Here is a 13,045-nt window from a genome sequence, read left to right as displayed (position 1 = left end):
TTATGAAAGTGTTCGAACACAGTCAAACAGATCAATCGATGGCAATATTAAAAGCGTAGAAAGTTGACTGAGGTCTAAAGTCAGTTGAAAAGTCGAGAAGAAAGCTCAATTGTGCTATTAACTGGCGTCACAACCGAAAATAATTAAGTAATTCACGACTATCTCTGCATAAACCAGCACAATTTAAATAGAGATCTGAGGAGAAGTGATTCGAAACTCAGCTCTAGCCGCATCAACACTCCTGGCTGCAAGCCTACTTCTGCAGGGCTGCAATGATCAGACATCAACAACAACTCCAAACCTCTCTGCTTACAGCAGTCAAATTCAGGGAGGGCCCTGGTTTGAATTGGAATCTAGAGAAAAGAAAAATCAAACACCTCCAGCAGGATCACTTTCCATCTGGACACCAAACTACGAGGGGATGAACCCACTGATACAGAAAAAGATTGATCAAACCCTGAAAGAACTTATCAAGCGATTTGAACAAAGATACAGCATGGTCAATGTTATTTGGAGAAAATACTCAGACTCAAGTATCTACAAAAGATATTCGGAACAGGTAAAGGATGGACTGGGGCCAGACTTGTTACTTGTGCATAATTTTATGATCCCGGCACTTAGCAAAAAGAATGAAATTGAAGCAATTCCACCCAAAAGTGTGAGGCTTAAAGAAATCCGACCAAAGCTTCTACAATCCATGAAGGTTAATGGGTCTCTCTATGCAATACCTTTTATCATTAATGTTCAATTACTTTGCTTCAACAAGCAAAAAGTCAACAGAGCACCTGAGACTTTTGATGAATTAATCCAAACTTCTAAGTCAGGAGTTTCAATAGCAATAGGCGGAAACTTTCTTGAAACAATCTGGGGACTTCCGGGGTTTAATGCTAACTTGTTTGGAACGAACAAGAGCTCCAGCCAGGTCCTCAAAGATGGACTGAGTGATTGGATTAAGTTGCTTAAAAAAAGTGATGAAGAGCCCAACATGGCGATATTCAAGAATTCATCATTGATGACTGAATATTTCTCTGAGGGCAAGATTAGTATTATTAATTGTGAATCAATTGACCTACCATTACTAAGAGATAAGCTTGGGACGCAAAATCTGGGGATTGGTGAGTTGCCAACTATTAATGGCAAAAACTCAGCGCCAAGGCTTACTGGAGCTTCTTTTGCGGTAAATCCCTTTGCAAGCAAAAACCAGAAAAAACTGGCTCTACGATTTAGTAATTATGCGATTAGTGTTGATCAACAGCAACAGATCGCAATCAATTGGAACTCACTATTACCGATAAACAAAAATAGCGATTTCAATAAACAGTTGTTGCCGGTACATAATACATCAGAAAAGTCTTTCGCCAATTCATCTGAGCTGACAGAGAAAGAGTTGCAAACTATGTTTTTGAATTTCAACCTAATCCAGGAACTTTATCAAGACGCAACTGCGGGCTTGATCGATCCCGTGAAAGCCAGTAATGAAATTATTGAGCTGCTTGAGAGTCCCCAATGACAACATCAAGCAAAATCAATCTGGAGCCCGTTATTCAATTTTGTAATGAGCTTTGGCACGCCTTTAGCCGAACAGCTGTAAGCACCCAAGTTCTAATTATCATTATCTGCTTACTAACTGGATGGACTATTGCATCCAAAGCAAAGATCAATTTAAAACTATTAAAAGCCCCAATCAAACCCAAGGCTACAGCCGCATCTCTGGCGCTTGTCTTACTATCAATGATCTACGCATTAATGGAGATCATCAGAAGACCCAATGGAATTATTCAACACGCATGGGCTCTATTACTGGTTTACATCATATTGACAATTTTATTCCAAGTGCTGATTTATTCAGTTAACAGAGACAAAGCTGAACAAATCAAGAAATACAAGACCAGGCTTTTCATACCTATTTTTATTGGATATCTTCTCTTCGAGGTCATTCAAATATTTGGAGACCCTTTATCATTACTTGGATCAACTATTATCCAACTCTTTGGCACACCTTTCAACATTGGGGATGCGTTGCTGATAACCATTGGTCTCTATTTATGGGTCAATTTGTCATCGCTCATCACGCAAATACTCGAATGGAGCTTTGGATCAAATAGCATCCAAGACCGCGAAGTATCAAAAGCAATTTTCACTTTAATTCGTTATGGGCTTGTTGGTTTAGGTGTTTTTATTATCATTGGCGCAATTGGTATTAATCCAACTGTATTTGGTCTGATTACAGGCGGACTCTCTGTTGGCATTGGTCTCGGCCTTAAAGAAATTATCAGTAACTTTGTCAGTGGAATCTGGTTGCTAATAGAAGGCTCAACCAAACCCGGTGATGTGATTAATCTCAACCTTCTTGATAGCTCAGGAGAAGCCTTTCAAATCGCTAAAATAACAGATTGTGGACTAAGAGCTGTAACAGTCACGAACGTGAATGACCATTCTGAGAGAATCATTCCGAACAACCTGTTTTTCAGCAACCAAATCACAACCTATACCAAAAACCACAATATCATTGCAAGAAAATCATATTTTGGAGTTAGTTATGGAAGTGATCCAAATCAAGTTATTCGATTAATTACCAATGTTGTGAGATCACATCCAGAGGTTCTCGAAGATCCAGAACCATCAACCATGTTCATTGCCTATGGGGATTCAAGCTTAGATTTTTATGTGAAATTCTTTATCCAGGATGTGATGGGGGGTATTCGTGTAACAAGCGAAGTGAATCTGATGATTTGGAAAACATTGCAAGAGAACTCGATCGAAATACCATTTCCACAGAGAACCTTGCATATCCAAGACTCGATAAGCATTACATCCAAAGATATTCAAGAGAAACCATCATCATGACCTCTCTACAAACCAACGACGATGATTGGAGTATAAAATCTTTTGCCATATAATTATTCTTATGGCCTCAGATTATGGCATCAGACTGTGCTGTTTCGGCTGAAATTGGCAATCGAACCCCCACCTAGCAGTGACCCAGCGACTGATCTTTGCTGATTGGATCACCTAGCGACAGGTTGACGACTGTCAAAGAAATCATTGGAGGGCTGATTCGCACCACCTGTCCACATGTTGACCTCTGGACCACCAGTCCATGCAGATGGGCTCGGGCTGAAATCCTCAGCCATGATTCCATTCTGGATGTCGTTGCTGAGTTCAGAAGGGGTAACCGGCCCATCGACGGCAACCATCAAAAGGGTAATTAGCAGAAGGGTTTCCATCTCTTCATGGCGATTACACCCTTGATAGCTGGAAATAGCAGCTGATTCGATCGATGAAACAGAAGCACAAGCCAAATTCGTTGGCTACAACCAATGGGCCAACGAGTGCTGACTTGGTGACATTCGACGACAGCTGAGAAGCAGTCGAGGCCATACTCTGCCTCATGTTGAATTGCGGCCCAAGCACGGTTGACCCCAGCGAAAAGGCTGGCCGAGAAGGCTGGCTTGTTAATGGTGACCAACTACTGATTGTGCAATTCAAGCCTGATTCTTCGTTGACCCATGGGCACTGGGTTGAGTTGAGAACCTACGTTTGGATTCGTCCCCAACCGCCGGTTCCTCAGTCCAGACGAAAGCTATCAAACCAAAATGCCAGTGAAATTTGGAAGCAAATGATCAAAGTTGGATGGCGCCGATGCGCTGCGCCAGTGCTCTAACGAAAACATCCAAATGATAAATCATCGCGGAATGTAGTCCATAGGATCATCAACATTGCCGAAACTACAGGGTGTTTCAGCACGGCCTCCCGGCAACATGTTGGCGGGAATCAAGCCGTCTCTGTAGATTTCACAGAGCTCTTCAGGTGTACGACTGTCAACCCAAGCTTGGAAAATTGAATCATCCGAGGCAATCAGCTGAGCAATCAGCAAGACTTCGTGCACGACTTGTTGGAGTTGATAATCTCACCAACTCTGCAGCAGATCTGCTCAACAAACAGACTTTCATTCAATTGCTCAACACGCTGAAACGCCTTGTAAACAGAGTGACCAACGTTGCAGGGTTGACAGCCTCCTGGATTGGGGATGAAGCCATACAAACAATGTCCTTTTTGCGGTCGGAGCAGTGCCTACGGTGATGTGATCACCCCAGAGAGCCACAGGCCCTGCAATTGGTCAACCTGAACCATGAGACGGGTCACACCTCACTGCATGCAGGCTGGTAGATCAGAGAAGACAGCTATTGGTCAAGCGCTAGTGAGCATCTGAACAACACCGAAGACAAACAGAGCCAAAACGATTGACGCAAGAAATGACTTGCCTCGATTGGCGATACCACTTTGAATCCTCTCAATCATGTGTTCCCTATCACTTAATCCAATATCAATAAATGTCAGCAGATTTTTCGTGTTTACGCCATGCATTCGAGTGACTCATCAAGCACAAAAGATACCCGGGCTTTTGCTATTGAAGTCGAACAAGTAGCGACTTAACCTCTATCAAGCTGAAATGATTCAGTGAGTGGAAAACAATGAGCATCATTACCCATAACCGAAACGGTGAGTCCTTGAAACCCCATAGGTCTCAGACGACATGGCCCAAGGAGGCAACAAAGAGCCGCCTGACTCGCTGAGACGTGAACGAACGCACCCCGACGCCCTGCCTTGGGAGGGGGGGGATACAGGCGCAGCTAGGCGTCGCAGCAGCACCCAAGACAGCTGGCGCACAAACGAAACTGATTCTCATCAGCAGATTTGCGCTTCTGATTGTGATTCTCAAGAGCATATTTGCAGCACTTGAATGTGATTCTCAAGAGCATATTTTGATCCACTAATGTTCGGTTTTTACGCATATCTTTCGCTGTTTTGTGATGTAGAACTGATGCATCCCCCCAAGAGGACAAGGCAATGACAAATTCCGCCACCCAAGCCACCATCACCATTCCCGTCGGTCCTGCAGGCCGGGCCATGGCCGAGCCCATGTCAGGCGAACTGCTTGATCTCATGCAGGCTCATCTCAACCTTGAGCGTCAGTCCTCAGCCGACTATTTCGCTGCTGCCATCTGGTTTGCTGAACGTGAACTGGTCGGCTTTGCCGAGCATCTGCGTGATGAAGCCAAGCAGGAGCAGGAGCATGCTGCCAAGTTTGCTGACTATCTGATCTCCAGAGGCCAGCGCCCGGTGCTCGACACCGTTGAACCACCGCGTCAGCAGTGGACTGATGTGGAGCAGGTGATCGCCAATGTTTTCCGCATGGAAGCTGACGTGACTGCCTCGGTGCTGCAGCTTTACGGCACTGCTGAACAGGACATTGACCGCCGCACCACCGTGTTCCTCGACGCAATCGTTGATGCTCAGCGTCTCTCTGAGCACGAGGCCGCCTATCTGCTGGGCCGCGTCAAGTTCGCTGCCGGCAACCCTGCTGCGGTGATGATCATCGACGCTGAACTCAGGGAAGGCGAAGCCGAACCCGCCAAGCTCGAAGGCTGATCAATTGATCAATCTCTCAGCTCAGCAACAAGCCTCGCTTTGAGCGGGGCTTTTGTCAGGCACAAGCCAGATCCTCCAACGAAAAACCTGAAATGAGCAACAACCTCCTGTTGCCGAATAGCAATCACGCTCATGATGAGACTTCTTCCAGTCGATGGCGATGACCTGGACCTATCTCTTTTGCCTGATCGCAGGCGGAGTCTTGATCATGCTTTCGATCGCTGGTGAATCGGACAGCATGATTGATGGCGATGCTGCAAGCGGAATCGCTGAAGGTGGCAACCCGGCTGTTCTGCTCAGCACATCGTTCTGGTCTTTTTCACTGGCCGGGTTTGGGCTCTGCGGATTACTACTGCAGCTGTTTGAAGAAACAACGGCTTCCCGCTTCAACCTGCCCATAGCGCTATTGCTAGGAGTCAGCCTGGGGTTGTGTGCTTCGTTTGCGTTGCGCTTCCTGGCTCGACGCGAAGCCAATACTGTCGTGCTCGCCGACGATCTGATCGGACTGGAAGCCAAAGTGACCTTGCCCCTGAGTGAACGTCAGCGTGGGTTTGTGGAGACATCGGTGCGCGGTAGCTTGGTGCGACGAGCAGCACGAAGTGCCTGTGGTCCTTTAGAGCGGGGCCAGAGTGTGGTGATTTTGCGTTGTGAGGGCAATACATTAGTTGTGGATGCCATGGACATGGTCAGCTGATTGCAGCCTGGCTAAGGAAGGTCAGTCGCATTCCCAGGCATGCACAACAGCCTGGCAATCGAACCGGTCCCGGTTCTTGCCCAACGACAACCCAGCAGTAACCCTGCCGCGGCAGTGGTAACGATCGGTTCCAGCGTCTTTGTGGTGATCGTCGCCCTCACCCTGATCAGCCGCTGGATGATCCGCATCTGCAGACCCAATGAAATGCTGGTGGTGACCGGCTCCAAATCCAATCAGGGAAATCAGGGCGTTAAGGGCTACCGCGTCGTTGCCAATGGCGGCTGCACCTTTGTGAAACCGATTCTTGAAACAGCCCGCCGCATGGACGTGACCTTGCTGCCAGTGCTGGTGGAGGTGAACAACGCCTATTCAAAGGGCGGGACTCCTCTCAATATTCAGGCAATCGCCAATGTGAAGGTCAGCACTGACCCAGAGGTCCGCAACAACGCGATCGAACGTTTTCTGGGCCGCGACAACAAGGAGATCGTGCAGGTCGCCAAAGAAAATCTGGAGGGCAACCTGCGCAGTGTCCTGGCGCAGCTAACCCCGGAGCAGGTCAATGAAGACCGCCTTCGGTTTGCTGAACAGATCGCCGATGAAGTCGGTGAGGATCTGCGCAGGCTAGGACTGCAGCTCGACACCCTGAAGATTCAGAGTGTGTACGACGATGTGGACTATCTCAATTCGATCAGCCGCAGGCGAGTGGCACAGATCGTGCGAGACGCTGAAATCGCTGAAGCCGAGGCTATCGGTCAGGCAGAGCGGATTGAAGCGGAGATGGAAGAGGTGGCTGAGGTGGTTCGTACCGAAGCCGACACAGTGGTGCTTGAGAAAGACAACGACGTTCGCACCAAAGTCGCCCAAATGGAGAAACAGGCCCGCTCTGAGGAGGAGCGGACAGAAGCTGCCGAACTGGAAGCCAGAGCTCGTGCAGAACAACAACTGCAGAAGGTGCGTGCTGAGCTGGAGCGTCTACGCCTGAAAGCTGAGGCGGTTCTTCCATCAAAGGCTCAGCAAAAAGCGCAGGAGCTACGGGCTCGTGGTCAAGCGGCAGCCACTGCTGAGGATGTCAAAGCCAGTGCCCTTGTGAACGACATGCTCACTCAGGTCTGGGAAGAGGCCGGAAGCACAGCTGAGCTTGTCTTTCTGCTGCAACAGATTGAGATGGTGCTTCAGCAAGCAACCCGACTACCCGCTCAGTTGCAGCTGAAACGCATCACAGCGCTCGATGGCAATGACGCGTCAAGCCTGGCCAGCCTGGTGGCCTTGAACCACAAAGTCGTGCGTCAATTCTTCGAGCAAGTGAAGGAGATCCTTGGCGTTGATCTGATAGGAACCTTGTCCTCAACTGGAGTGGAGTGATGTTTTTTGCAGTTGGTCTCACTGGAGCCGCAGGACTTTGGGCATTTGTCGTGCTTCTGCGTCAGCTCTATTACATCTGTCAGCCCAGCGAAGTACTGATCTTTGCTGGCTTAGGCAAAACAACCGGAGATGGACGCAAGGTGGGCTATCGCACCGTGAGGGGAGGCAGTGCTCTACGCATCCCAGTTCTCGAGGAAGTGATGCGACTCGACCTCAGCAACATGATCATCGAGCTACGCGTGGAGAACGCCTACTCCAAAGGAGGAATCCCATTGAACGTCGCCGGAGTCGCCAACATCAAGATTTCCGGGGATGAACCAGGCATCCACAACGCGATCGAACGGCTGATTGGCAAAAATCAGGATGAGATTCGCCACATTGCCAAAGAAACCCTGGAAGGGAATCTACGTGGTGTAATGGCAAGCCTGACTCCGGAGCAACTCAATGAAGACAAGATCACATTTGCCAGAACCTTGCTAGAGGAAGCTGAGGATGATCTCCAGAAGCTAGGACTAGTCCTTGACACTCTCCAGATCCAGAACATCTCAGATGATGTGCGCTATCTGGATTCAATCGGTCGCAAACAACTGGTCGAACTAAAGCGAGACTCTCGCATCGCAGAAGCGGAAGCCACATCTCAATCAGCCGTGAAGCAAGCTGAGAATGCACGCATCACCTCGCTGCGTCGTCTCGATAAAGAACTTGCCGTAGCCACTGCTAATGCTCAAAAGCGCATCAAAGATGCACTCACTCGTCGCGAGGCACTTGTTGCCGAAGTCGACGCCCAGGTGGGCGCAGAACTAGCTCGTGCCGAAGCTGAGTTACCAGTCCAAGAGGAGCGGATCAAACAGGTGATGCAGCAGCTCGAAGCCGATGTGATCGCGCCCGCAGAATCCGAGTGCGAAACGATGATGGCGGATGCAAAGGGGGCAGCAGCTTCCATCATTGAGCAGGGAAGGTCGCAGGCAGAGGGCCTTCAGGAACTCGTGACCTCACTCAAACGATCCGGCTCGGATGCCAAACGGCTGTTTCTGCTGCAGAAGCTGGAGCCACTCCTCACGATGCTGAGTGACACAGTTCAGCCCATCGAAGTAGAGGAGGTTTCCTTAATAGGAGAACGCGATGGACAGATGAACCTCTCGATCGCCACCTTGCTGCGACAACTTCAGGACAGCACGGGCCTACACCTACCGAACACCACAGACAGGGCATCAACGAATCAGTCTTCAGGAATTGGATCAGACGCTGCATCAAGCTGATGACGCAGCACATCAACCAATCTCATGAAACAAGGGTGAAACGAAGCCAATCAAACGCGAATCGTCGTGACTGGCAAAGTAAAAATTTACTGAACAAAGGGCAAGGAGCAAAGCAAATCTTGTCGACATTTATAAGAAAAGCGAGATCGGACAGAACTGTTATTTCTGATCAGCTCTAATGAATTATTCAAGATTCACATCAGTGAAACTATGAGCATCAACAAATGAAACTCGATTGGGAGCATTGGTGGATTGATCTACTTGGCGGATGCTTCGGCATTGCGATCGCGCTTGGTTTGGTTCGGTTTGACTTTGGAATCATTGGAAGTCTGATGGCAGACGCAAAATGGATCGCTGTCGAAGACATCGGCAAACTGGCAGCCATTAACATGTTCGGCTATCTGGCTGGATGCATTCAACAGTCCTACGTGAAAAGTCGGGAAGCATCAATCAGGTATGTATTTGCAGCGCTAATCACAATCATTACTTCAATAATTCTGGAAGGAAGATTGATCAATTTTACGAGCCAATCAATCCTCAGACTACTTTGCGGATGGGGGGCTGCACATGTCGTCTCAGGTCTTCCTACGTTAGCACTGGAGCGTGTCCCAGATCATTGGAGAAGAAAAGCAACAGGATTCATCATGTGCGGAGGCGGAGTCGGATCATTACTCGGAGCTATCGCAATCGGTTTATTTTCTCCAACATCTGCACCCTCATCCTGGAACATTCTTGCAATATTAACGATCGTTCTCAGTCTGCCAACATTTAAGCTGGTAACAGGCAACAAACGACAGAAAACAGTTGTTAGTGCAACTGCTGCAGAGCTTGGTCGAAACGGGCAAACAAAGACTGGTAGAACTGAATTAAAACTACTCATATTAATCATCATCTTGGGCTTTGCCATGATGCAGGTTGGCCAGGTGCCTGCAATTCTTTACGAGCCATTGGTTGCCGTAAAGCAAGTCGGACTGACCCCAATGATGTCAAGCAGCGTCGACAGTCTGTTCGGAATCGGCTTAATCATTGGCGGACTACTTCCATCAATAGCTCCCTCAAAGTTAACAACAAGACTATTCCTGCCTTTAATCTCAATAATTGGATTAATAGGAGTTATCCTTTTCGGAGTTTCAGAGAATGTCTTCACACTCTCTAGCTCAATATTCCTAATCGGAGTATGGGATATGATGACTGGCACACTAACATTTGACCGACTCGGACAACTCTGCAATGAAGATGCACAACGTCGGTCCTGGTCGATTGCCACATCAATCGGCGCCCTAGGCTTTATCATTTTCTCGTCTGTAACAGCACAGCTTTCACGTCACAGTCTTGATCTCATTTTAATTCTAGGCATTGCAGCTGTAGCTATTCAATTTGCTCTTGAATGGATCCAATACTCAATCTCCAAAAAGCATAACCGTAAATAAGTTGCTATTTGAAGCATTTATTTTTCGCTGACGCCCAAGCTGGCCTGTCTCCTTACCAAAACAACCATTCAATGCCAATGATTGCATTAATCATGCTGGGCAAGGCAATTCGGCAAATTCAAAAAATCAAGCTTGATCTTGGAGCAGACGTCGATTTCACAGGCCTAACTCGGATCACACAAGGATGAATCAACCGCCACTCTGCAAAAACATGGTATCTGCTACGAAGAGGTGTCTTTGACGAAACCACGTGCAGCACTATCTGATCGTTTGGAACTTTCCAACAGTTGGAGGCTCCTGGGAAGCATGCCCTCATTTTGCCGAGTACATCAATGCAGGGGGGCCGGGCGACAAATTCGAAGGATTTGAACTGAAGTATCGCGTATGTGATCCAATTGCTGGTCGAGGAATGGCCATTGCCGTAGCAAGCGACATTGGCAAAGTCTGGGCACACCTTGCCCCTTGGATCAAAGGCTTCGGCATCAAATTCGAGATAACACCTGTAGTTTCTGACAAGGAGTTTGCGGCTATGTGGCCAGAAATCCAAGCGGCGGCCAATACTGACTAAGCAGAATCTGCCAATCAGGGTCGAAGCAGAACTTCTACCTATTGAAAGAGCTGCCAGTTACGTTTCAAAGGGTTGGGTCAACTTCTATCGATGTTTCTTATGAGCCAACAACAAGAACCAGCTTGTCCAATGCCTCAGCCCCAACCCGCCTGCCCGATGCAAGACAGAAATTAACGAGCGAAACTCTTGTTCATGGAAGGATAGAGACCGGATTTGTCCGGCCTCTATCCTTTGCTTGCATGAAGGATCTCTCCTAAAAAGTGTCATAGGTGACGGATTCAAAATCAATAAAGCTGCACCATAACCAAGTTCAGACAAAGCTTCATGGAACCTATTGTCTTGCTTGCAGTCCTATTCGCTGCGTTTTACCTATCAACAAAGGACTATTAATTGAATTGAGTCAGGAGCTAGATCATTAGATCACTTTTAGACGATTATGACAAGAATGGATAAATTCCATATATGAGAATTATTTCTAATCCAATAGCTTATCGGCTCATATCTAGACATCAGTTGTTGTTAGAAATGTACCAGAACTCAATTCTTGCAGATGCTCTTTGCTGTTTTTGCAAAAGCATAAGTTACCAGAAACTCAAGTCCTGAAGATACCTAGACATAGACTAAACAATTGGGGCGTCCTGCTTGCTGCTCTTAATGCATGATCTCGTGAAAACCTGAGGAGTATGGATAATCAAATCCATGGTCTAGTTCACGAACCAACTCTTCAGCCCTGTATAGGTCAACACAAAAATTGCATTGCCCGTCAGGATCGCAAACCAAAAATCCGTCATTGTACTTATGAAGTACGGTTCCTCTGGCAGTTCTTGCAAGAAGAGTTTGGGAATCCATTGCGTTTTAGCGACGACTTGTTTGTCATGGCACCGGCGATCCTGGACATGTCGTAACGATTCCTACAGTTTTAGAGATTCATCGGCTGCTGAATAATCACACAACAAGATTGAAAGCGAGGGGTATTGATATCAAGACTCAAGACCACCACCTTCAAACCAACGATCAGTACTTCAAGAGTTCACGGTGAAGTTAAATTCCAGGAATTCGGATCCCGTCCTAAACTTTCACCCAAATCAGACAATCGCCGCATCTCCCTGTTATCAAATATTTTTGGAAAAACACCATCTTTGAGAGGCTCATCAATCGCAATCCATCGAACTTCAACTTGACCAAGCCCACGACGTTGAGTTAACTCTGCAATTGAGTAAAGCTGTCTCAGCGCTACGACCTGGTCTGAGCCTACAGAAACTTCAAGACTTCGAGTAGCAATACTTACCCATCCAGTTTCACTAGTTTTAGGCGACTCCCTGAGATTACCGTTGATGATGACCCAGTAACGAGTCTTAGGGATTGGAATGTTCGGATGCTTTCTTTTCCAAATCCCACCAAAAGTATTATCTGGTTTTGAGGGATGACCACCATAATAAAAATTACCTTCCACGCCTCCATCTACATATAGAAAACCATTCATTTCACGTGGCGGAAACATCCCTGGAATCGCGGCCGAGGCGAGAACAATGTTAGTCATTGATTCTGTATTACTTTCGGCGACCGACTTCTTGGCTGCTGCTGCAAAATCAAAAACAGCTGGAAATGCCAAGTCTAGATTTGTTGACTGAAGCAGCAGAAGCCTTCCCGGTGTGGTTTTTTCGACAATTTTCTGAGCGGTTGATTGGTCGAATGCTTCGCCAACTGCCCTTTCCAGGCCTGGAACTCGCGCCAAACTCATGTTGCTTGGCAAAAAATAGATAGGCTTTCTTAAAACAACAAAATCAGCCGTGGTGTTCCGAAAGAAACGATTAATATTTTCAAGACTTTCATCCGTGCCAATATACGCAAAAGGTGCAATCAGGGAGCCGGCACTAACTCCAGTCACGCCATCAAATACAGGCATTGATTGCGTCTTGTCGGTGACTGTTGACCAACCAACAAGGAACCCAGATCCAAAGGCTCCATTTTCACCCCCTCCAGAGATCACCAAGAAATCCATCGTTGCATTTGGATTATCTAAATATCTGCTGTACATTCGATCAACCAAGTGTTCTGAAGACCTTCGCTTGCGTTCCAACAGTTCAGCCATCTCCTGCTTCCGACGCTGAATCAGTTCAGCTTGTGCAATGTTGTTTCGCTTAGCCAGCCGATTATCACTATTGAATGCTCCTGCGCCCACGTAAGCTAATACAGCAAAAACGACGACCGAAATGGCACCAAGACTAAAAGATGCAGCGATCAACAACCAGAAGCGCCAAGAATGTCTGTTTTTCATCTGATGCCGTTGATCAATCTT

12 protein-coding genes are annotated in these 13,045 nt (G+C 47.3%); 9 read left to right on the top strand and 3 right to left on the bottom strand.

The annotated features are described in order from the left end of the window. The first annotated feature begins 205 nt into the window (after positions 1–205). The gene (locus tag DXY31_RS13140) at positions 206–1,510 is read left to right on the top strand and encodes an extracellular solute-binding protein (protein WP_137024997.1); all 1,305 of its coding nucleotides are present in this window, start codon (positions 206–208) and stop codon (positions 1,508–1,510) included. Then, positions 1,507–2,847, top strand: a complete 1,341-nt coding sequence (locus tag DXY31_RS13135) for a mechanosensitive ion channel family protein (protein ID WP_114994167.1) — start codon at positions 1,507–1,509, stop codon at positions 2,845–2,847. The genes DXY31_RS13140 and DXY31_RS13135 overlap by 4 nt, the downstream gene beginning before the upstream one ends. 161 nt (positions 2,848–3,008) lie before the next feature. On the opposite strand, the gene DXY31_RS13130 is transcribed toward DXY31_RS13135, so the two are convergent. Next, on the bottom strand, positions 3,009–3,227 hold the full coding sequence (locus DXY31_RS13130) for a hypothetical protein (protein WP_114994166.1): 219 nt from the start codon (positions 3,225–3,227) through the stop codon (positions 3,009–3,011). Between the two features lie 164 nt (positions 3,228–3,391). Here DXY31_RS13130 and DXY31_RS13125 point away from each other — a divergent pair, with 164 nt between their 5' ends. After that, entirely contained in the window at positions 3,392–3,664 is a 273-nt protein-coding gene (locus DXY31_RS13125) for a DUF1651 domain-containing protein (protein WP_114994165.1), read from the top strand. A 21-nt stretch (positions 3,665–3,685) separates the two neighbouring features. Here DXY31_RS13125 and DXY31_RS17450 read toward each other — a convergent pair whose 3' ends face one another. Further along, positions 3,686–3,889 carry a hypothetical protein gene (locus DXY31_RS17450; RefSeq protein WP_114994164.1) on the bottom strand — a complete coding sequence of 68 codons (204 nt, stop codon included), beginning with the start codon at positions 3,887–3,889 and terminating at the stop codon, positions 3,686–3,688. Between the two features lie 962 nt (positions 3,890–4,851). Between DXY31_RS17450 and DXY31_RS13110 the strand changes: the two genes are divergently transcribed. The 6 genes from DXY31_RS13110 (at position 4,852) to DXY31_RS13085 (ending at position 10,746) form a co-directional block, all read left to right on the top strand. After that, a complete protein-coding gene (locus tag DXY31_RS13110) occupies positions 4,852–5,433 on the top strand; it encodes a ferritin (RefSeq protein WP_114991252.1) in 582 nt (193 codons plus the stop codon). 154 nt (positions 5,434–5,587) lie between these two features. Beyond that, a complete protein-coding gene (locus DXY31_RS13105; RefSeq protein WP_244279771.1) occupies positions 5,588–6,127 on the top strand; it encodes an NfeD family protein in 540 nt (179 codons plus the stop codon). Between the two features lie 39 nt (positions 6,128–6,166). Continuing rightward, positions 6,167–7,489 carry a flotillin family protein gene (locus DXY31_RS13100; RefSeq protein ID WP_114994162.1) on the top strand — a complete coding sequence of 441 codons (1,323 nt, stop codon included), beginning with the start codon at positions 6,167–6,169 and terminating at the stop codon, positions 7,487–7,489. After that, a complete protein-coding gene (locus tag DXY31_RS13095; RefSeq protein ID WP_114994161.1) occupies positions 7,489–8,748 on the top strand; it encodes a flotillin family protein in 1,260 nt (419 codons plus the stop codon). Before DXY31_RS13100 ends, DXY31_RS13095 begins: the two co-directional genes overlap by 1 nt. Before the next feature lie 224 nt (positions 8,749–8,972). Then, positions 8,973–10,178 (top strand): YbfB/YjiJ family MFS transporter, encoded by a 1,206-nt coding sequence (locus DXY31_RS13090; protein ID WP_114994160.1) that lies wholly within the window; start codon positions 8,973–8,975, stop codon positions 10,176–10,178. 250 nt (positions 10,179–10,428) lie between these two features. Further along, positions 10,429–10,746, top strand: a complete 318-nt coding sequence (locus tag DXY31_RS13085) for a DUF3303 domain-containing protein (protein WP_114994159.1) — start codon at positions 10,429–10,431, stop codon at positions 10,744–10,746. 1,030 nt (positions 10,747–11,776) lie between these two features. Here the strand turns inward: DXY31_RS13085 and DXY31_RS13075 are convergent. Continuing rightward, positions 11,777–13,024 (bottom strand): patatin-like phospholipase family protein, encoded by a 1,248-nt coding sequence (locus DXY31_RS13075; protein ID WP_114994157.1) that lies wholly within the window; start codon positions 13,022–13,024, stop codon positions 11,777–11,779. Positions 13,025–13,045: the final 21 nt, after the last annotated feature.

Origin of the sequence: Synechococcus sp. UW179A, from assembly GCF_900473965.1 — a bacterium.
GTDB lineage: Bacteria > Cyanobacteriota > Cyanobacteriia > PCC-6307 > Cyanobiaceae > Synechococcus_C.
The sequence above is the reverse complement of the archived record's forward strand: the minus strand, read 5'-3'. Positions and strand labels throughout refer to the sequence as shown.

What these genes read in the sequence shown, in the direction of transcription:
- DXY31_RS13095 (WP_114994161.1), top strand. Translation starts at nt 7,489, where the DNA reads ATGTTTTTTGCAGTTGGTCTCACTGGAGCCGCAGGACTTTGGGCATTT.
- DXY31_RS13130 (WP_114994166.1), bottom strand. Translation starts at nt 3,227, where the DNA reads ATGGAAACCCTTCTGCTAATTACCCTTTTGATGGTTGCCGTCGATGGG.
- DXY31_RS13105 (WP_244279771.1), top strand. Translation starts at nt 5,588, where the DNA reads ATGGCGATGACCTGGACCTATCTCTTTTGCCTGATCGCAGGCGGAGTC.
- DXY31_RS13075 (WP_114994157.1), bottom strand. Translation starts at nt 13,024, where the DNA reads ATGAAAAACAGACATTCTTGGCGCTTCTGGTTGTTGATCGCTGCATCT.
- DXY31_RS13110 (WP_114991252.1), top strand. Translation starts at nt 4,852, where the DNA reads ATGACAAATTCCGCCACCCAAGCCACCATCACCATTCCCGTCGGTCCT.
- DXY31_RS13135 (WP_114994167.1), top strand. Translation starts at nt 1,507, where the DNA reads ATGACAACATCAAGCAAAATCAATCTGGAGCCCGTTATTCAATTTTGT.
- DXY31_RS13125 (WP_114994165.1), top strand. Translation starts at nt 3,392, where the DNA reads ATGTTGAATTGCGGCCCAAGCACGGTTGACCCCAGCGAAAAGGCTGGC.
- DXY31_RS13100 (WP_114994162.1), top strand. Translation starts at nt 6,167, where the DNA reads ATGCACAACAGCCTGGCAATCGAACCGGTCCCGGTTCTTGCCCAACGA.
- DXY31_RS13090 (WP_114994160.1), top strand. Translation starts at nt 8,973, where the DNA reads ATGAAACTCGATTGGGAGCATTGGTGGATTGATCTACTTGGCGGATGC.